This window comes from Polaribacter butkevichii, from assembly GCF_038024105.1.
Taxonomy (GTDB): Bacteria; Bacteroidota; Bacteroidia; order Flavobacteriales; family Flavobacteriaceae; genus Polaribacter; species Polaribacter butkevichii.
This window is the reverse complement of record NZ_CP150661.1, coordinates 2159836-2179479: the sequence shown is the minus strand read 5'-3', so window position 1 is coordinate 2179479 and position 19644 is coordinate 2159836. Positions and strand designations below refer to the sequence as shown.

Here is a 19644-nt window from a genome sequence, read left to right as displayed (position 1 = left end):
ACACTACAAAGGTATGTTAGTAGTTAAGTTTTAAAAACAACAGAATTGGTAAATAAATACTCTAAATTAACACGTTAAGGTGCTGTAAATTAATTGTTAAGTTAAAATACAATATATTTATGTTAATTATTAAGGATTTATAAATAAGAATATCTTGTATGTAAGGTATTTTACAAATAAAAAGCGAGTCCTTTTGGACTCGCTTTTACCATCAAATTATAGCAGTAATTTGATAAAACAATTAACTTAATTTTTATATTGTAAGATCTTTTACATACATTCTATTGTCTGCATAAATAACTACTTTATATGTTCCTTTTTCTCTTTTAGATACATTATAAACTCTGTTTAAAATTTCTTTACCTTCAATTTTTTCAGAATGAATAAGATTGTTATCATGATATAGAATTACTTTTATAGGCTGTTTATTAAAATCAATTTTAGAAATTAATACTAAATCTCCTTCTGCTCTAATTACAGGTTTAAAAATTTTCTTATTTTCTTCTTTTAAGAAGGTAACAAAACCATCTTTAACTTCTAATTTTTTTACATCAATTTCAAAGTCTTTATCTAATTCGGTGGTGTAAATACCATCTTCTAAATTGGTTAAATCAAATGTTTTAGAATAGGTTCCAGAACTTTGAATGACTTGTTTATATATTGTAATTCCGTATTCATTTTTAATGGTTAAAGCATGTCCTTTCTTTACAGATTTGTATTCAACTTTAACTCTTTTTACCGCTACTGTATTAGTAGATTCTACGTTTTCATTTGCGTATCCAATTAATGTTCCGAACATTAATGCTACTACTAAAATTGTTTTCATTGTTGTTCTCATTTCTTTCCATTTTAGAATTAATAACACTACAAAGGTATGTTAGTAGTTAAGTTTTAAAAACAACAGAATTGGTAAATAAATACTCTAAATTAACATGTTAATGCATTGTAGATTAATTTTTAAGTTAAAATAGAATATATTTATGGTAATTATATGTAATTTAGAAAATAGTTTTAAAATAAAAAGCGAGTCCTTTTGGACTCGCTTTTATCATCATCAAATTATAGCAGTAATTTGATAAAACAATTAACTTAATTTTTATATTGTAAAATCTTTTACATACATTCTATTGTCTGCATAAACAACTACTTTATATGTTCCTTTTTCTCTTTTAGATACATTATAAACTCTGTTTAAAATTTCTTTGCCTTCAATCTTTTCAGAATGAATAAGATTGTTATCATGATATAGAATTACTTTTATAGGCTGTTTATTAAAATCAATTTTAGAAATTAATACTAAATCTCCTTCTGCTCTAATTACAGGTTTAAAAATTTTCTTATTTTCTTCTTTTAAGAAGGTAACAAAACCATCTTTAACTTCTAATTTTTTTACATCAATTTCAAAGTCTTTATCTAATTCGGTGGTGTAAATACCATCTTCTAAATTAGTTAAATCAAATGTTTTAGAATAGGTTCCAGAATTTTGAATGACTTGTTTATATATTGTAATTCCGTTTTCATTTTTAATGGTTAAAGCATGTCCTTTCTTTACAGATTTGTATTCAACTTTAACTCTTTTTACAGTTACAGCATCTGTAGATCCTGTATTCTCATTTGCGTATCCAATTAATGTTCCGAACATTAATGCTACTACTAAAATTGTTTTCATAGTTGTTCTCATTTCTTTTCATTTTAGAATTAATAACACTACAAAGGTATGTTAGTAGTTAAGTTTTAAAAACAACAGAATTGGTAAATAAATACTCTAAATTAACATGTTAATGCGTTGTAAATTAATTGTTAAGTTAAAATAGAATATATTTATGGTAATTATATGTAATTTAGAAAATAGTTTTAAAATAAAAAGCGAGTCCTTTTGGACTCGCTTTTATCATCATCAAATTATAGCAGTAATTTGATAAAACAATTAACTTAATTTTTATATTGTAAAATCTTTTGCATAAGATCTATCATTTGTGCTAATAATTACTTTGTAATTACCAGCTTCATTTTCTGATAATTTATACACTCTTTTTAAGAATTTTTCTCCTTCAATAGTTTCAGAAAGAATCGCTTCATTTTTATAATAAATAACAATCTTTAGAGGTTGGTTATTAAAATTAATTTTAGAAACATATAATAAATGTTTTTCTGCTCTAACAACAGGCTTAAAAACTTTTTCGTTTTTGTTGTTTAAAAAAGTAACCAAACCATTTTTAACGTAAAATTGTTTAATTACAATTTCAAAATCTTTATTTAATTCAGCTGCATAGATTCCGTCTTCTAAAGCAGAAAAATCAAAAGTCTTAGAATAAGTTCCAGAATTTTTAATTTCATTATTGTAAACAGTTACACCTTGGTTGTTTTTAATACTTAGAGTTTGTCCTTTTTTTACATTAGTAAATTCTACTTTAACAGTTTTCTTTGCTTCAAGATCATTGTTGTTTGTATGCTCGTTTGCGTATCCAATTAATGTTCCAAACATTAATGCTACTACTATAATTTTTTTCATTTTTGTTTTCATCTTTTGGTTATTTTAAATATTAATAACACTGCAAATTTATGGTAGAAGTTTTGTTTTAAAAACAACAGAATTGGTAAATAAATACTCTAAATTAACACGTTAAGGCTTTGTAAATTAATTGTTAAGTTAAAATAGAATATATTTGTGTTAATTGTAAATAATTTTGAAGTATAGAGAATATTGTGTGTAAAAGTGTTTTACAAATAAAAAGCGAGTCCTTTTGGACTCGCTTTTACCATCAAATTATAGCAGTAATTTGACGAAACAATTAACTAAATTTTTATATTGTAAGATTCTTTACATAAGATCTATCATTAGTACTAACGATAACTTTATAATTACCATTTTGTCCTTCCGATAATTTGTAGATTCTTTTTAAGATTTGATTACCTTCTATTGTATCAGATAAAATTTCTTCATTATTATAATAGATAGCAACTTTTAAAGGTTCATTATTAAAAGCAATTTTAGAAACATACAGTAAATTATTTTCTACTCTAATTACTGGTTTAAAAACTTTTTCATTTTTATTGTTTAAAAAAGTAACCAAACCATTTTTAACGAAAAATTGTTTGATAATAATTTCAAAATCTTTATTTAATTCCGCAGTATAAATTCCGTCTTCTAAAGCAGAAAAATCAAAAGTTTTAGAATAATTTCCAGAATTTTTAATTTCATTATTATAAACAGCTACCCCTTCACCATTTTTAATGGTTAAAGTTTGTCCTTTTTTTACATTATTAAATTCAACCTTTACTGTTTTCTTAGCTTTAAGATCGTTGTCACTTATATTATTGTTTGCGTATCCAATTAATGTTCCGAACATTAATGCTACTATTATAACTATTTTCATTTTTGTTTTCATCTTTTAGTTATTTTATAAATTAATAACACTGCAAATTTATGGCAGAAGTTTTGCTAAGAAAACATCAGTATTGGCATATTTGTATGCTAAATTATCTGTTATTTATATGTTAAAACAAAGTAAAGTTAATTTAGAGTATAATTTTGTTAATTTTATACAGCTTTTTAGAAAATAGTGTTGTAAATTTGATTTAAAATAGGAATATGATGAATGTGAAACCAACTTTAGAAAAAATTAGTCCAGATTTTGGAAGCTCTATACTGGTAAAAAAACATACTGAGTTTTTAAAGCAAATAAAGGCATTTTGGCACTTTCACCCAGAAATAGAATTAGTTTATGTAAATAAAGGTAAGGGTAAAAGACATATTGGTAATCATTTATCATACTTTAATAATAGTCAGTTGTTATTAATAGGTTCTAACTTGCCACATAATGGATTTACAGATAGGTTAACCACAAATGGTTCTGAAACGTTAGTGCAATTTAAACCAGATTTTTTAGGAGAAGATTTTTTTGAAGTACCAGAGATGAAACCTATTAGTATTTTGTTTGAAAAAGCCAAAAAGGGTATTCTTTTTGGTGTAAAAACCAAAGAAAAATTAGGGCCAAGGATTGAAAAAATATCTGAAAAGAAAGGTTTTAAGCAAATTTTAATTTTATTAGAAATATTACACACCCTTTCTAAGTCTGAAGATTATACGCTTTTAAATGCAGATGGTTTTGCTTTTGAAACACAACCGCAAGATAGTAGTAAAATAGATATTATTTTTAAACATATAAACGAGAACTTTAATCAACATATTAGTTTAGATGAAATTTCTAATTTAGTGAGTATGACGGTTCCTGCATTTTGTAGGTTTTTTAAGAAAACAACAGGTAAAACGTTTACAAAATTAGTAAATGAATATAGGGTTGTACACGCAACTAAATTACTATCAGAAAGTCAAACAAGTATTACAGATATTTGTTTTGAATGCGGATTTAATAATTTTTCTCACTTTAATAAGTTGTTTAAAGAATTTACAGGAAAATCAGCATCAAAATATAGAAGTGAAATGATTAGTTTGGTGCAATAAAAAATAGCGTATATATAAACGTAGGTTAAAATAGAGCTAAAAAACTACTTAATACCATTCCATTCATCATCAAATTGTTCTAAAAAATTTACCATAAAAGAATGCCTATCTGCAGCAATTTTTTGCCCAGAAAGAGTGTTCATTTTATCTTTTAAAAGTAATAGTTTTTCGTAAAAGTGATTTATGGTTGGGGCAGAAGAACTTTTGTACTCTTCTTTAGTCATGTTTAAATTCGGAGAAATTTCTGGATCATAAAGTGCTCTATTTTTAAATCCACCATAATTAAAACATCGAGCAATACCTATGGCCCCAATAGCATCTAATCGGTCTGCATCTTGTACCACTTCTAATTCTTTAGAAGTAAATGTTTTTACCTTTTTATCAAAAGAATTTTTAAAAGAAATATGGTTGATAATACTAACAACATGTTCTATTATCTCGTTGTCAACTTTTTGCCTCTCTAAAAAAGTAGCTGCCATTCTAGGGCCAACAGTTTCATCACCATTATAAAATTTAGGGTCTGCAATATCATGCAATAAAGCTCCTAAAGAAACCACAAAAGCATCTACTTTTTCTTCTTTAGAAATTAAAATAGCATTCTTATAAACACGCTCTATATGAAACCAATCGTGTCCTCCTTCTGCATTTTCTAATTCTTTCTTAACAAAAGCAATGGTATTATTTATAATGTTGGTTTTATTCATTTTACAAAAATATTAAAAATGAACTTAGGTCTTAGTTTCCTTTTGATTTAAAAATTATTTTAGATAAATAGCCATCACCGGAATGTCTATATGATTTATTAAATCTTCTGCTAAACTAAAGGTAAATAATCGCTGATATAAGTTACGTTCTTGGTTTAATAAACACACCATATCTATTTCGTTTTTTTGACAATATTCTGTTAATGATCCTTTTAGGTTTATACTATCAATAGAAATAAATTTTGTTTTTTTGTAATTAACAGTTAGGTTTTCCTTAAACTTATTCATTAAAGGAGTAATAGATTCTCCGTGGGCTAAATCGAAGTGTACAACATGTAATTGAGCACTGAATTCTTTTGCAATTTTAGTTAATTTTTCTAGAGGTACAATTTCTTCGTCTCTATAATCTACTAAAAACATAATGTTATTAAGGTCTCCATCAAATTTGGCTTTTGCAGGAACGGCAATAACAGGTTTGTCTATTTCTTCTAAAATTTTAATAGTATCCGTTTCCATAAAAATATTAAAGAGACTACTGTTTCCTGTATTACGTGTTCCCATTATAATGATTTCAATTTTATCATCTCGTTTGGCAACATATTTAAATAAGGAGTTTACAAAAATACCTTGATCTACAATATATTTTACTTTTAAATTTCCTTTTTTACTAGCTTTAATAAGTTTTTCGAAGGGTGGAAATTTATCTTTTTTATTTCTAAAATTATCGATATCTATTTTATCATAAATAGATTGCGTTTTTTCATCTACCGAAGTGTCTTCGTGGTAAGAGTGATACACAATTAAAGTAGCTTCTAATTTTTGAGCATATGCCATAGCGTATGCAAAAGCGTTTAAAGAAATTTCTGAAAAGTCTGTTGGAAACAATATATTTTTCATGCTAATGTGTTTTTAAAATGATACTTCTAGATTTAGTTCATAAATATTATTTTCGTTTAATGCTTTGTCGTTATGTTCTGCATTTAAAATTAATCGTAAATATTTATTAACGGTGTAAGACACTCCTCCAATATAACGTTTAGTACCTCTAAAATCATCTGTTTTTAAGTGAAAGGAATCGTATCTTCCCCAAATGGCTAATGGAGATTTCTTAATCTTATATTCCCCAAAAAAACTATATCCATTATTTTTAATAGGTTTGTTGGTGCCTTCATATAAATAACTCGCTCTAAAATCTCCAACACCTTTATGTGTTTGTGCTGTTAAGGTTAGTTGTTTTCCTGTATAAGTTATAAAACCCAAAACCTGGTTAAAATCTGGTGCTTCTTCATTATTTCCTTTTCCAATATTAAAATAACCACTTAGGTGAAGTTCTGGTAATGTATTAGCAAATGGTCTAACAGATAAACGTCCGGAAATTACTTTATTATTATTTTTTTCTTCACCAGAATATCCTGCTCCGTTATAAATACCAATTACATAACTGGCGTATTTACCAGGCATAGCTCCGTTAATTTCTTTTAAGAATTTTTCATCCATTTTGGGGCCAATATTACCACCAAAAGTTACACCAAAATCGGCAGAATTAAAAATTTTATTTCTTTCAATAAACATATTGTCTTGTACTCTGTACGTGTTTATTTTTTGCTCATAATCTAACCAAGGTGTATGAACCATACCAACTTCTAACCAGTTTCCTGTAAATACGGTACTATTAAAATTAGGTTTGGCTTTAACATAAAGGTATTTTAATCTTGTTTCTATATTACCAGCATCAGGTCCATCTCTGTCTACTGTCAAATCCATGGTGTATCTTACGGAAAAGGTTTCGTTTAAATCTTTTTTTAAAGTAAAGTAACTTCGTTTTAAAACAAATGCACTTTTATGTTCATTTACAAGACCTTTTTCATCATCAGCCTGTGTTTGTGCAATACCGTCTCTATAAGCAATAAACCAATTACCAGACATTTTAAGAAAGTCTGCTACTACAATTCCTTTTTCTTCGGTGTCAATACCATTTTTCTGTATTTGAGCATTACAAAAAATAGAAAAATAAAATAAAGAGCTAAGTAAAATATGCGTTTTTAATTTCATAGTTCAGCCTTAAAATGAAGTTGCTAAAAATTTTACGCCATAAACAAGTAGTATGCTTACTATAAGTCCTATAGATACTTTAAATAAGTCTTTACCTAAACTTTTAAACATTTCTTTACGAGCATCATTTTTACGCAATACTAAGTTTAATGCAATTTCTCTACCTGCTAAAATCCCTATAAATACCCAAGTAGTACTCATAGGTACGTTGTTTAATTCTTTAAAATAGAAAAGTACAATACCATAAGTAAAGTCAATTAAAGTAGCAGCACGTATGTCTACCGTATTTGTTTTAGAACGGATAATGCTTTGTATTGCTCCACCTTTAGAAGCAATTATAAAAGCTAAAAGTCCTAAAATAATAATTAAAGAACCTGCCAGTTCCCAAATATTTAAAGACCTTGGTAGGTACACGTAAATATTTGCAAAATCTTGAATTAACCATTGCGACCATAAAAAACCTGTAGATAACCACTGTAAGGCGGTCCATATATTTTTCTGACTATTTGTAATCGGATTTTCAATAAATTTCTTTTCAACAGTTTTAGATATGATTAAATACAATACAATTGCGGTTCCAAAAGCGACTAAATATCCAGACATAGATTTTAAAACCATATCCGTTAAATTCTTTTCATTAAAAAAAGTAAGTATTAAAAAAGAGGTACTTACAGGAATTCCCGTTCGAGTTAAAATCATTAACACTATTGGAGGTAAAATATAATACCAAGCAAATGGTTCTGGTAATGGATATTTAGACAACCTACCATAAGAGACATCTCCATTGTGTGTAAAGTATCCGTAAATTAAGGTTATAGTTAATATGCTACCCGCAAAAATCCACAAAACCCACCATTTTTTACGTTCATTAGAACTTAAAAAAGTACCTAACGTTTGTATTGTGTCGTTTCCTACAACTGAGTAAGCAGCTAAGATAAAACCTAAATACATTACTGTTATTTCCATAAATAAAATAAGTTAGTTAAAAAGTATAAATACTAAACAAAGGAACTTTTTTATTAAAGGGGCTATGTTATTTAAAATTTAAATAAATGTAAAGTTTTGTTTTTTAAGTTTTTAGGGTTTTTGGTAGGGTAGATACGTAATTATAAGACATAAAAAAACCACGTAATTTACGTGGTTTTAATCTTGTTTCTTTTAAAGATTAACAAAACTCTTCGTAAGCCTGCGCTAAGTTTTGTGCAATCATTTGTGCAGATCTACCTTCAATATGGTGGCGCTCTAGCATGTGCACTAAATTACCATCTTTAAACAATGCAATTGCTGGCGATGATGGAGGAAAAGGTACCATAAACTCACGTGCTCTTTGTGTAGATTCTTTTTCCACACCTGCAAAAACAGTTGTTAAGTTTGTTGGTGTTTTCTCAGCCCCAAGAGAAGCAATTGCCCCTGGTCTAGCAGTACCTGCTGCACAACCACAAACAGAGTTTACCATCACTAAAGTTGTTCCTTTTTTAGACATTGCGTTTTCAACATCTTCACTTGTATATAATGCTTCAAAACCAGCTTTGATTAACTCATCGCGCATTGGTTTTACTAATTCTTCTGGATACATATTTTCTAAATTTAAAATGCAAAGATAGGTATTTGTTTTACAAAATTCAACATACTTAAAAATGGTAGTATCAATAGAAACATCAATAAAATTGATATCATAAAGTTCTTTTTATTTTTGGGCATGCCCATTTTTAAATAAAAGTTTCGTTGTCACTACACTTTTATTTAAAAATGGTTAGGCTTCGAGTTTATCTTGAGCGAAGTCGAAAGGCACTCGCTTTTTTTGAGAAAAACAAAAAAGAGCTCAAACAAATGCTACAATCCTTCATGCATAAGAACCCTTTGGCTTTATAAACTTTAAAACGTTTTACATTTCAACTAAATAACTTTGTAACTTTGCCTCTTTAAAAAAATAAATAAATGGGAAGTTTTACAAAATGGTTAGGAGCAGGTTTAGGATTTACTTTTGGGGGTCCAATAGGTGCAGCCATTGGTTTTGCAGTAGGTAGTTTTGTAGATGGTTTTTCAGAAAAAGATTTAAATGAAGAACAACTAGATTACGAAAGAAGCAGACAAAGAGGTAGTAGAAGTACTGCAGACACACAATCTGGAGATTTTGAAATGAGTTTACTTGTTTTGGCATCCATAGTAATAAAATCTGACGGAAAAGTAGATCAAAGAGAGCTAGATTTTGTACGTGCTCAATTTGTGGGGATGTATGGTAAAGAAAGAGCAAACAATGCGTTTAAACTTTTTAACGGAATTATAAAAAAGCAAGTTTCTGCACGTCAGGTTTGTATTCAAATCAGACAAAACATGTCGCATGCATCACGTTTACAATTGTTGCACTTTTTGTTTGGTATTGCAAAAGCAGATCAATTTGTGTCAGAAACAGAAGTAGAAGAAATTAGAAAAATTGCGGGCTATTTATACATCAATCAAAATGATTTTGAATCTATAAAAGCCATGTTTTATGATTCTTCAGAGAATGCTTATAAAATTTTAGAACTAGAAAAAACAGCCACAGATGCAGAGGTAAAAAGTGGTTACAGAAAAATGGTAAAAAAATACCATCCAGATAAATTACAAGGTTTAGGAGAAGAACATTTAAAAGGTGCCAACGAAAAGTTTCAGAGCATACAGGCAGCTTACGAACAAATAAAAAAAGAAAGAGGCTTGTAAATACTAGAACAACATTATAAGTTTTAAAGTGGCAAAGTTAAACCCAACTAAGGTTTTAATTTTGCCACTTTGTAGTTTTGCTACTTTTTTACCTTAAACTTTGCTACTTTCAACTGACTAAAATTAGAAGAAAATCCTTAATTTCGCAATCTTATCAGAAAATAGATATGATGAAAGCGAAATTTCCTGAATATAAAGGACTTGACTTACCAAAAGTAGCAGAAGAAATTCTTAATTATTGGCAAGAAAATAACATTTTTGAAAAAAGTGTAACCTCAAGAGAAAATGCAAAACCTTTTGTGTTTTTTGAAGGCCCTCCTTCTGCAAACGGACTTCCAGGAGTTCACCATGTTTTAGCAAGAGCTATTAAAGATATTTTTCCACGTTATAAAACCATGAAAGGCTTTCAGGTAAAAAGAAAAGCTGGTTGGGATACACATGGTTTGCCAATAGAATTGGGTGTTGAGAAAGAATTAGGAATTACCAAAGAAGATATTGGTAAGAAAATTTCTGTAGAAGATTATAATGCTGCTTGTAGAAAAGCGGTAATGCGTTATACTGATATTTGGAATGACCTAACCAATAAAATGGGATATTGGGTAGATATGGAAGATCCATACATTACCTACGAACCTAAATATATGGAATCTGTTTGGTGGCTTTTAAAAGAAATTTACAACAAAAAGTTAATCTATAAAGGATATACAATTCAGCCTTATTCGCCAAAAGCGGGTACGGGTTTAAGCTCTCACGAGTTAAATCAACCAGGTACATACCAAGATGTAACAGATACCACAGTTGTTGCACAATTTAAAGCAGTAGCAAACACACTTCCAGGTTTTTTACAAAATGAAGGAACTGTTTATTTTATAGCTTGGACAACTACACCTTGGACATTGCCAAGTAATACAGCATTAACGGTTGGACCTAAAATAGAATATGTTTTAGTAGAAACGTTTAATCAATATACATTTGAACCTATTAAAGTAATTTTAGCTAAAAAATTAGTTGGAAAACAATTTGCAGGTAAAAACAATGTAGAAGTAGAAACTACAGAAGAACTAAGTACTTATAATGCAGGTGATAAAAAAATACCTTACCACGTTATTAAAGAGTTTGTTGGTAAAGATTTAGTTGATATTAAATACGAACCCGTTTTAGATTACTGTTTGCCAAACGATAATCCGCAAGATGCTTTTAGAGTAATTGCTGGAGATTTTGTTACTACAGAAGACGGAACAGGAATTGTACATACCGCACCAACTTTTGGAGCAGATGATGCAATGGTTGCAAAACAAGCAGTGCCACCAATTCCGCCAATGTTGGTAAAAGATGAAAACGATAATTTAGTTCCTTTAGTAGATTTACAAGGAAAATTTAGACCAGAAATGGGCGAATTTGCAGGTAAATATGTAAAGAACGAATATTATAATGATGGCGAAGCACCAGAAAGATCTATTGATGTTGAATTGGCTATTAAGTTAAAAACAGAAAATAAAGCTTTTAAAGTAGAAAAATACAAACACAGTTATCCTAATTGTTGGCGTACAGATAAACCAATCTTATATTATCCATTAGATTCTTGGTTTATTAAAGTAACCGATGTTAAAGATAGAATGCACTCTTTAAACAAAACCATTAACTGGAAACCTGAATCTACAGGTACAGGTCGTTTTGGAAACTGGTTGGCAAATGCAAATGATTGGAATTTATCTCGTTCTCGTTATTGGGGAATTCCATTACCAATCTGGAGATCAGAAGATGGTAAAGAAGAAATTTGTATTGGTTCTGTTAAAGAATTAAAAGAAGAAATGGCGAATGCTGTAGCTGCTGGTGTTTTAGCAAAAGACATTTTCGAAGATTTTGAAGTTGATAATAACTCGGAAGAAAACTATGCGAAAATAGATTTACATAAAAATATTGTGGATGAAATTGTATTAGTTTCAGCATCTGGACAACCAATGAAACGTGAAAGCGATTTAATTGATGTTTGGTTCGATTCTGGTTCTATGCCTTATGCACAATGGCATTATCCGTTTGAAAACAAACAAAAAATTGATGGAAACGAATCTTTTCCTGCAGATTTTATCGCAGAAGGAGTAGACCAAACACGTGGTTGGTTTTATACTTTACATGCAATTGCAACCATGGTTTTTGATTCTGTAGCGTATAAAAACGTAGTTTCTAACGGTTTGGTTTTAGATAAAAACGGACATAAAATGTCTAAACGTCTAGGAAATGCAACAGATCCTTTTACAACATTATCAACGTATGGAGCAGATGCAACACGTTGGTACATGATTGCAAATGCAAACCCTTGGGACAATTTAAAATTTGATTTAGATGGAATTGAAGAGGTAAAACGTAAATTCTTCGGAACTTTATATAACACCTATTCATTTTTTACTTTATATACAAATCTTGATGGTTTTTCTTATGAAGAAGCAGATATTCCTTTAGAAAAAAGACCAGAAATAGACCGTTGGGTTTTATCAGAATTACATACTTTAATTGCTAAGGTTGATAAATTCTACGAAGAATATGAGCCTACAAGAGCTGCTAGAGCAATAAGTGATTTTACTCAAGATTACTTAAGTAACTGGTACGTACGTTTAAGTAGAAGACGTTTTTGGAAAGGAGATTATCAAACAGATAAAATTTCTGCATATCAAACTTTATACACGTGTATGAATACGATTGCAAAATTAGCATCGCCAATTGCGCCATTTTTTATGGACAGATTGTATCAAGATTTAAACTCTGTAACCGGTAAAGAAACATCAGAAAGTATACATTTATCTAATTTTCCAGTATACGATGCAAGTTTTGTTGATAAAAGCTTGGAGCGTAAAATGGAAAATGCACAAATTATATCATCTTTAGTTTTATCACTTAGAGCAAAAGAAAAGATTAAAGTGCGTCAACCATTACAAAAAATTATGATTCCTGTTGATAGTGAACAACAGAAAGAAGAAATTTTAGCCGTTGCAAACTTAATTAAGAACGAGGTAAACATTAAGGAAATTCAGATTTTAGATGACGCTTCAGATATTTTAATCAAACAAATTAAGCCGAATTTTAAAACATTAGGCCCAAAGTTTGGAAAAGATATGCGCTTTATAGCTGCCGAGGTTCAGAAGTTTAATCAAGAAGATATTAACAAAATAGAAAAAGATAAAAACATTCTTCTTGACATTAATGGAAAAAATATTATTTTGGAGCTCTCGGATGTAGAGATATCATCTAAGGATATAGAAGGATGGTTGGTTGCAAATGAAGGAGCGTTAACAGTTGCTTTAGATGTTACAATAACAGAAGAATTACGTAAAGAAGGAGTTGCTAGAGAATTGGTAAACAGAATTCAGAATGCACGTAAAGACACTGGTTTAGAAGTAACAGATAGAATAAAGTTGACGGTTTTAAATTTTGAGAACTTACAGAAATCTATCATAGATAATAAGGAGTACATTATGAGTGAAACATTAACTAAAGAATTAGTTTTTGTGGATGTGTTAGAAAATGGTACAGAAATTGAATTTGATACCATAAAAAGTAGAATATTAATAGAAAAAATGTAAGAGTTATGTCAGAAGTAAAATCAAAATATTCAGCGGAAGACTTACAAGAGTTTAAGGCAATTATAGAAAAAAAAATAGCGAGAGCAGAAGAAGATTTAGCTTTGTTAAAAGCTGCATATAAAAATGATTCTAATAATGGTACAGATGATACTTCTCATTCGTTTAAATCTTTTGACGAAGGTTCTGAAGTAATGAACAAAGAAGCAAATGTTCAGTTGGCTATTAGACAAGAAAAATTTATTAGAGATTTAAAAAATGCTTTGTTACGTATAGAAAATAGAACGTATGGTGTTTGTAGAGTAACGGGTAAATTAATACAAAAAGAACGTTTAAAAATAGTACCTCATGCAACTTTAAGTATAGAGGCAAAACGTAAACAATAATCGTTTTATTAAAATATAATTATCTAAAAGCTTCTTTTATAAGGAGCTTTTTTTATTTAAACTATTCAAAGAATGTTTGTTGTTGCAAGGTCTAAAGTTTTTGTATTCTTTTTATTAATTTCTTCTGTAGTTTTATCGCAAAAGAAAGTTTTAAAAAAGTTTGAAACTCAATCTAAAGAAATAGAAATTTCTACACTTGGGTTAGATGATCTTGTGATTGAAAATTCAACGTCTAATTTTGTAGAGGTTTACTTAATAGCAGAAAACGTAGCGGATCAACAGATTGTTTCTAAAGAAGCATATGGTTTGCTGAAAATTCAGTTTAAAATACCAGAAAATATAACTGAAGAAAAAGTTTTTAGAAAATTTATTACAGAAAGATTGCATAGAGCAAGTGTTGTTATAAAGATTCCAAAAAATAAAAAAATCACCATTTTTGGTGATGAAATAAATATTGAAACTAAAAGTTACCAAGGAGATTTAAATATTTATATTGAAAAAGGGATTTTAAAATTGCATACTATTTACGCAAGTTTAAGGGTTAAAATGTATGCAGGTAACCTTTATGCAGCTGTTAATAAAGCCAATATAGATATAGTTTCTAAAAAGGGTAAGATAAAAATTAACGATGTTATAGTTGAAAATTTACATCAAAAAAAGGAAGAAAAATCAGATGAAATGATTAGCATAAATTCTATAAAAGCTAATATTTTCTTAACCACCCAATAAACACAATAATATTGTTATTTTTGTGAGTACAAATTAAAGAAAAATGTCAAAAAAGAGTCTTGCTATATTAACGATACTTATTGCAATTATTTTAGATCAAATTATAAAAATATACGTAAAAACCCATTTTGTTTTAGGAGAAGAAGTGGTTGTTTTTAATTGGTTTAAAATACATTTTGTTGAAAACAATGGGATGGCAATGGGGTTTGAGTTTGGTGGTAAAGCAGGGAAACTTTTTTTAACATTGTTTAGGTTGGTTGCCGTAACAGGAATTATCTATTGGTTGGTACAAAATATCAAGAAAAAAGTACACAACGCTGTTATTATTGCTATTGGTTTAATTTTTTCTGGGGCAGTTGGTAATATTATAGATTCTGTTTTTTACGGAGTTATTTTTGATGGGTCTAGCCATAAAGTAGCGACACTTTTTGCAGACAAACCTTATGGAGAATTATTTCATGGTAGAGTAGTAGATATGTTTTATTTTCCCTTATGGGAAGGCGTTTTACCAGATTGGATCCCTGTAATAGGAGGAGAATTCTTTACTTTTTTTCAATATATATTTAACCCAGCAGATGCTTTTATTAGTGTTGGAGTTGCTTTGTTATTTATATTTAGTAAACAAGCTTTCCCTAAAGAAGAGGTTGTAAAAGAGTAATCTCTTTTTCAATTTTACTACCTTTAAAGAAAGTTTAAAAAAATGCGCTTTCTAAAATACCTTATTGTTTTTTCTGTTGGATTTTTTATTGCCAATTTTTGGTGCTATAAAAAAGAAGAAAACCACAAACAAGAAGAAATACAAGTGGTTGTAAACTCTATTAAAAACCTTAGCAAATTGGTGGTTTCTAAGGGTGTTTTTTCTGAAGTTTATAATTATTCTGATTCTAAAAAATATTTTTATGATTATCTTTCTTTTGATAAAAAAGCCATTGTTACTGTTAATGCAGTTGTAGAGGTTGGTTATGATTTATCTAAACTAGAAATTCAAATAGATTCTGTTGGTAAGAAAATTATGATCAACAAAATTCCAGATGTTGCTATTGTAATTGCTCCGGATGTAAAATATTTTGATTTACAACAAAGTCAATTTAATACTTTTTCTAAAGAAGAGTTAAATAAAATAAATAAAAATAGCATTGATAAAATTAAAGAAACAATAGAAGTAACCGATTTAAAAGAAAAAGCTAAAACAAGATTATTTGAAGAGTTGTCTAAAATATACCAACTTTCTACAATTTACAATTGGCAAGTGGTAGATAATACGAGTTCTGGTTTTTTTAATGATTTTATAAAGGTTAAAGATTAAAAAAAAAGGCTATCAAAAATTAATTTGATAGCCTTTTAAGATGTGTAATTATCTTACTTTTTTATTAAAAACCTCCTCCCGGAGCTTCTGGAGAAGAAGCTTGCGCTTTTTGTGGGTTTAGAATTAAATAAGTGCCTAATGCTGTTAAAGCAGCATACTTACCATAGTTTCCTATTCTTTTAATTGCTTCTTTACGCGTAATATCTTTTGAAGTTTTTATATTTTTTTTCATGATGTTTAGTCTTTAAAATGATAGCTATTATTCTAAAATTATTTTTTTGTTTAACTTTCCTTTTTCAGTTTCAAGTTTTACAAGGTAAACACCTTTGGCTAATAGCGGTAAGGCAATATCTTTAGTTCCGTTAGAAGTAAAAGTAGTTTTTACTACTTGTTTACCAAGCATACTGTACAACTTAATGTTAGCATTACCCTGTGGTAAACCGGCTATTCTTAAAGTAGTATTATCTAATTTATAAATGCTTGTGTTTTCTAAAGTTACCGTTCCATCTATACTTAAAGTGCTATTGGTTGTATGAATGTAAAAACGACCAATTCCGTCTAAATTTTTAGATAAAGTAACTTTATAAGTACTGTTTGCTTCATTTAAAGGAGTAAAGGTATTTGTAAGTCTGTCTTCTAAAAATATTTTTAGATCATCATTAAAGTTTGATGCGTTTAAAGAAAAAGTAATCTCCTTACCCGCTGCAGCTTTAATTCCTACAGGAATCTCCATACTATCATAATTAGCATCTGGTAATGTTTGTATTGCTAAATTTTTTCCTTTATTATTAGAAACTAATTGAGTAAATACTTCAAAATCAGAGGAAACACCGTTAAACATTTTAGAGTCGTATCCATTGTCAAAATCTGTAGTTTTACCTGCTACGTAGAAAACTTTAGTAGATTTTTTTGTATCGTTATTTTCAATAAACAATTCAAAAGATGTTTTAGGAGTTTGTCTCATAAAAGTATCTGTACCTTGATGACTTCTATTAGCAGTAGAAAATGCTATTGCTCCGTCTGTAGAAGCTTCTACAAAGAAACCTTGTCCTGGTGCAATTTCAATTGGGTCTATAGAATTGTATGATTTATATTCAGTTCCATTCCATAACCAAACTGTTTTTTCTGTAAGTTTATCTGTATTTACGCTTGCAAAGTTATCTGAGTTAACATAAGCTGTATAAGGATTACCAATTAAATTAAATTTATTTCTAGAACCCGATGCTGATACAGGAAACATTACGTTAGAAGTATTTAAATTACCCGTAGATGATAAATCATTAGGGGTATCTAGTTTTATTGACACACCTAATCCTGGAATAAAGTTGCCGGTACTAGCTGTATTAGCGTAGAACCAAGGTGTGGCTCCATCATTTGAATAGCTACCAATACCAATATTAACACCTGTACCGGTTGCAAAAGTATTATTTGCTATTATGTTTTGTAATGTTTCATTTGCAATAGGTGTAGATGCTAAATACCAATTTGTTGTTGGTATATTTCTTTTAAAAGTTACGGAGCCGGTTACGGTACTTTGTGGTATAAAAGAGGCTCCAGAATTAATGGTTAAACTGTTAAATGTAACTGCGTTGCTTGCTGTTGGGTAATTATTTAGACTACTTGGAATAATAATGTCTGCATTTGCAGGAGGTACAATAGCTGGGTTCCAGTTTTGTGTATCATTCCAATCATTATTTAATGTTCCAGTCCAGGTAACCACACTTGTTTGTATTGTTACAGAAACACTTGCACTATTAGGGCAAGCCCCTGTTGTTTGGTAAGTAATTGTATATGTACCTAGTGTTGATGCAGAAAGATCTATTTCTCCGGTACTAGTATTTAGACTTAACCCTGCGGTAGAAGAAAAAGTTCCACCAGGTATACCTGTAATTGTAGGTGTTGGGTCTGTGTCATTATTTGTATAGCTAGCAGCTGCATAATTAAAACTAGCATTGTCTAAAGCATTTATAGTAACAGAAACATTTGAACTATTAGAACAAGTTCCTGATGTTGCATAGGTAATAGTATACGTGTTTGGGATAGAAGCAGAAAGATCTATTTGTCCTGTACTAGTATTAATAGATAAACCAGCAGTAGAAGAAAAAGTTCCACCTGAAGCGCCAGTAATATTTGCAGTTGGGTCTAGGTCATTTGCACAATATGAAGCAGCAGAATAAGAAAATGAAGCATCATCTACAGCATCAACAATAAAAGGAACATTTGAACTATTATTACAAGCTCCTGTTGTTATATAGGTTATAATATAGAAACCAGGAGTAGAAGCAGAAAGATCTACTTGTCCTGTGCTTGCATTAATAGATAAACCTCCACTTGAAGTAAAAGCCCCACCTGGTAGCCCCGTAATTGTAGGAGTTGGGTCTGTATCATTTGCACAATATGAAATATTAGAATAAGCGAATGTAGCATTATCTAAAGGGTTAATAGTAACAGAAACATTGGAGCTATTAGAACAAGTTCCGGCTGTTGTATACGTAACAATATATGTATTTGGTGTAGAGGCAGAAAGATCTATTTGTCCTGTATTTGTGTTAATTGATAAACCAGCAGTACTAGAAAAATTACCACCTGCTAAACCTGTAATTGTAGGAGTAGGATCGCTATCGCTTGTACAAAAAGTAGTAGAACCATAATTAAAATTAGCATTATCTGCTGTTGTTGTAGTAATTGTAACACTACCGCAAGAACTAGCTGTTGTACAACCACCTTCTCCTCTTACGAAATAAGTAGTACTTGGCGAGGTTGGTGTAACATTTATAGATGTACCAGTAGTAGTGCCTATAAGAGTTCCTCCACAAGCGCCTGTATAAACGCTCCATTCTGTAGCGTCATTTAAATTTCCTGCTATATTTAGGGTAGCTGTACCTCCTTCACAGATAGTGGCTGGAGAAAAGGTTACTGTGGCAACATCTGGTTGGCTACAAGGAGCTACACAGGTTACGGCAGGGGTATTATACCCAGATGGTGTAATATTATAAGAACCATTATCAGTAGTTTCCCAATTTAGATGGTTATTTATTTCTGCTCTTAAATAAGTACTTGTTCCTGTTAGTGTTCCTTTATAACGTAAATTGTCTTTTTCTGGCCCTGATGGAGTTACTGAAATACAGTTTACACCATTTGTTAAACCTGGAGGAATAATGGATCTACTTGTATTTGTAACCGATCCAGCCTGTGACCATTTAGTTATAGGGTCTACAGTAAGAACGTCATATTCACCTTGTATACCAGCAATAAAAGTTGCGTCAGCTGGTGTAACCGAGATTGTATTTCCACTAGTTTGATATGCATATACCTGATCTGCGGTACCAAAGTTTGCTGGTCCTGTTAATTTTGTCATTAAAGCACCATTAACACCGCTGATAGTGTATACGTCTACAGTATTTTCATCAAAAGAAACAATTGTTCCGCATGGAATACCAGATGAAGGTGCCGTAAATTTATAAGTTCCTTCATCTCCCAATAAATAGGAGTTATTACTTACAATTCCTCTATCAGAGAAAAAAATTATCTCATTTCCAGGAATGTCAGTTAATGTAATAAATGAATAGCCTTCAGGACCATCTGCATTCATTCCTATAAATGCGATGTCTCCTGCAACTAATTGAGCAAAAGATTTAGGAATAGATAAGATTCCTATAATAGTTAAAAAAAATAGTAGTTTTTTCATAATTAATTGGTTTAGGCGTTTAATAGTTTAAAATATGTG

18 protein-coding genes are annotated in these 19644 nt (G+C 29.6%); 7 read left to right on the top strand and 11 right to left on the bottom strand.

Going from position 1 to position 19644, the window contains the following annotated elements; all coding sequences use genetic code 11:
* Positions 1 to 253 precede the first annotated feature (253 nt).
* The 4 genes from WG951_RS09190 to WG951_RS09175 form a co-directional block, all read right to left on the bottom strand.
* Complete coding sequence (locus WG951_RS09190; RefSeq protein ID WP_340914069.1) at positions 254 to 838, bottom strand: hypothetical protein; 585 nt, start codon at positions 836 to 838, stop codon at positions 254 to 256.
* A gap of 258 nt (positions 839 to 1096) precedes the next feature.
* Entirely contained in the window at positions 1097 to 1681 is a 585-nt protein-coding gene (locus tag WG951_RS09185; RefSeq protein WP_340914068.1) for a hypothetical protein, read from the bottom strand.
* A gap of 258 nt (positions 1682 to 1939) precedes the next feature.
* Positions 1940 to 2512 carry a hypothetical protein gene (locus WG951_RS09180; protein WP_245893543.1) on the bottom strand — a complete coding sequence of 191 codons (573 nt, stop codon included), beginning with the start codon at positions 2510 to 2512 and terminating at the stop codon, positions 1940 to 1942.
* A 292-nt stretch (positions 2513 to 2804) separates the two neighbouring features.
* The gene (locus WG951_RS09175) at positions 2805 to 3377 is read right to left on the bottom strand and encodes a hypothetical protein (protein ID WP_146105299.1); all 573 of its coding nucleotides are present in this window, start codon (positions 3375 to 3377) and stop codon (positions 2805 to 2807) included.
* 215 nt (positions 3378 to 3592) lie between these two features.
* On the opposite strand from WG951_RS09175, the gene WG951_RS09170 reads away from it, so the two are divergent.
* The gene (locus WG951_RS09170; RefSeq protein ID WP_105050086.1) at positions 3593 to 4465 is read left to right on the top strand and encodes an AraC family transcriptional regulator; all 873 of its coding nucleotides are present in this window, start codon (positions 3593 to 3595) and stop codon (positions 4463 to 4465) included.
* 44 nt (positions 4466 to 4509) lie between these two features.
* Here WG951_RS09170 and WG951_RS09165 read toward each other — a convergent pair whose 3' ends face one another.
* The 5 genes from WG951_RS09165 to WG951_RS09145 all read right to left on the bottom strand — a co-directional run bounded on the left by WG951_RS09165 (position 4510) and on the right by WG951_RS09145 (position 8797).
* Positions 4510 to 5169: an HD domain-containing protein gene (locus tag WG951_RS09165; protein ID WP_105050087.1), complete on the bottom strand. Its 660-nt coding sequence runs from the start codon at positions 5167 to 5169 to the stop codon at positions 4510 to 4512.
* A 54-nt stretch (positions 5170 to 5223) separates the two neighbouring features.
* Entirely contained in the window at positions 5224 to 6066 is an 843-nt protein-coding gene (locus tag WG951_RS09160; RefSeq protein WP_105050088.1) for a universal stress protein, read from the bottom strand.
* Between the two features lie 12 nt (positions 6067 to 6078).
* Positions 6079 to 7221: a hypothetical protein gene (locus WG951_RS09155; protein ID WP_105050089.1), complete on the bottom strand. Its 1143-nt coding sequence runs from the start codon at positions 7219 to 7221 to the stop codon at positions 6079 to 6081.
* 9 nt (positions 7222 to 7230) lie between these two features.
* Entirely contained in the window at positions 7231 to 8187 is a 957-nt protein-coding gene (locus WG951_RS09150; protein WP_105050090.1) for a hypothetical protein, read from the bottom strand.
* Between the two features lie 199 nt (positions 8188 to 8386).
* Positions 8387 to 8797, bottom strand: coding sequence for a BrxA/BrxB family bacilliredoxin (locus WG951_RS09145; RefSeq protein ID WP_105050091.1), 411 nt, complete (start codon positions 8795 to 8797; stop codon positions 8387 to 8389).
* 362 nt (positions 8798 to 9159) lie between these two features.
* Here WG951_RS09145 and WG951_RS09140 point away from each other — a divergent pair, with 362 nt between their 5' ends.
* From WG951_RS09140 to WG951_RS09115, 6 genes are all read left to right on the top strand, one after another.
* Positions 9160 to 9921 (top strand): TerB family tellurite resistance protein, encoded by a 762-nt coding sequence (locus WG951_RS09140; protein ID WP_105050092.1) that lies wholly within the window; start codon positions 9160 to 9162, stop codon positions 9919 to 9921.
* Positions 9922 to 10091: 170 nt separating this feature from the next.
* Positions 10092 to 13499, top strand: a complete 3408-nt coding sequence (ileS, locus tag WG951_RS09135) for an isoleucine--tRNA ligase (RefSeq protein WP_105050093.1) — start codon at positions 10092 to 10094, stop codon at positions 13497 to 13499.
* A 5-nt stretch (positions 13500 to 13504) separates the two neighbouring features.
* Positions 13505 to 13882: a TraR/DksA family transcriptional regulator gene (locus WG951_RS09130; protein WP_105050094.1), complete on the top strand. Its 378-nt coding sequence runs from the start codon at positions 13505 to 13507 to the stop codon at positions 13880 to 13882.
* Between the two features lie 72 nt (positions 13883 to 13954).
* Entirely contained in the window at positions 13955 to 14611 is a 657-nt protein-coding gene (locus tag WG951_RS09125; RefSeq protein ID WP_105050095.1) for a hypothetical protein, read from the top strand.
* Positions 14612 to 14654: 43 nt separating this feature from the next.
* Positions 14655 to 15269 (top strand): lipoprotein signal peptidase, encoded by a 615-nt coding sequence (locus WG951_RS09120; protein ID WP_105050096.1) that lies wholly within the window; start codon positions 14655 to 14657, stop codon positions 15267 to 15269.
* A gap of 42 nt (positions 15270 to 15311) precedes the next feature.
* The gene (locus WG951_RS09115) at positions 15312 to 15917 is read left to right on the top strand and encodes a DUF4230 domain-containing protein (protein WP_105050097.1); all 606 of its coding nucleotides are present in this window, start codon (positions 15312 to 15314) and stop codon (positions 15915 to 15917) included.
* 64 nt (positions 15918 to 15981) lie between these two features.
* On the opposite strand, the gene WG951_RS09110 is transcribed toward WG951_RS09115, so the two are convergent.
* Entirely contained in the window at positions 15982 to 16149 is a 168-nt protein-coding gene (locus WG951_RS09110) for a hypothetical protein (protein WP_170062924.1), read from the bottom strand.
* A gap of 27 nt (positions 16150 to 16176) precedes the next feature.
* Positions 16177 to 19605, bottom strand: a complete 3429-nt coding sequence (locus WG951_RS09105) for a T9SS type A sorting domain-containing protein (protein WP_105050098.1) — start codon at positions 19603 to 19605, stop codon at positions 16177 to 16179.
* Between the last annotated feature and the right edge of the window lie 39 nt (positions 19606 to 19644).

Coding starts and splice junctions, on each gene's coding strand:
- WG951_RS09115 (WP_105050097.1), top strand. CDS start 15,312: ATGCGCTTTCTAAAATACCTTATTGTTTTTTCTGTTGGATTTTTTATT.
- WG951_RS09170 (WP_105050086.1), top strand. CDS start 3,593: ATGATGAATGTGAAACCAACTTTAGAAAAAATTAGTCCAGATTTTGGA.
- WG951_RS09165 (WP_105050087.1), bottom strand. CDS start 5,169: ATGAATAAAACCAACATTATAAATAATACCATTGCTTTTGTTAAGAAA.
- WG951_RS09110 (WP_170062924.1), bottom strand. CDS start 16,149: ATGAAAAAAAATATAAAAACTTCAAAAGATATTACGCGTAAAGAAGCA.
- WG951_RS09190 (WP_340914069.1), bottom strand. CDS start 838: ATGAGAACAACAATGAAAACAATTTTAGTAGTAGCATTAATGTTCGGA.
- ileS (WP_105050093.1), top strand. CDS start 10,092: ATGAAAGCGAAATTTCCTGAATATAAAGGACTTGACTTACCAAAAGTA.
- WG951_RS09175 (WP_146105299.1), bottom strand. CDS start 3,377: ATGAAAATAGTTATAATAGTAGCATTAATGTTCGGAACATTAATTGGA.
- WG951_RS09120 (WP_105050096.1), top strand. CDS start 14,655: ATGTCAAAAAAGAGTCTTGCTATATTAACGATACTTATTGCAATTATT.
- WG951_RS09145 (WP_105050091.1), bottom strand. CDS start 8,797: ATGTATCCAGAAGAATTAGTAAAACCAATGCGCGATGAGTTAATCAAA.
- WG951_RS09160 (WP_105050088.1), bottom strand. CDS start 6,066: ATGAAAAATATATTGTTTCCAACAGACTTTTCAGAAATTTCTTTAAAC.
- WG951_RS09155 (WP_105050089.1), bottom strand. CDS start 7,221: ATGAAATTAAAAACGCATATTTTACTTAGCTCTTTATTTTATTTTTCT.
- WG951_RS09105 (WP_105050098.1), bottom strand. CDS start 19,605: ATGAAAAAACTACTATTTTTTTTAACTATTATAGGAATCTTATCTATT.
- WG951_RS09125 (WP_105050095.1), top strand. CDS start 13,955: ATGTTTGTTGTTGCAAGGTCTAAAGTTTTTGTATTCTTTTTATTAATT.
- WG951_RS09140 (WP_105050092.1), top strand. CDS start 9,160: ATGGGAAGTTTTACAAAATGGTTAGGAGCAGGTTTAGGATTTACTTTT.
- WG951_RS09185 (WP_340914068.1), bottom strand. CDS start 1,681: ATGAGAACAACTATGAAAACAATTTTAGTAGTAGCATTAATGTTCGGA.
- WG951_RS09150 (WP_105050090.1), bottom strand. CDS start 8,187: ATGGAAATAACAGTAATGTATTTAGGTTTTATCTTAGCTGCTTACTCA.
- WG951_RS09130 (WP_105050094.1), top strand. CDS start 13,505: ATGTCAGAAGTAAAATCAAAATATTCAGCGGAAGACTTACAAGAGTTT.
- WG951_RS09180 (WP_245893543.1), bottom strand. CDS start 2,512: ATGAAAAAAATTATAGTAGTAGCATTAATGTTTGGAACATTAATTGGA.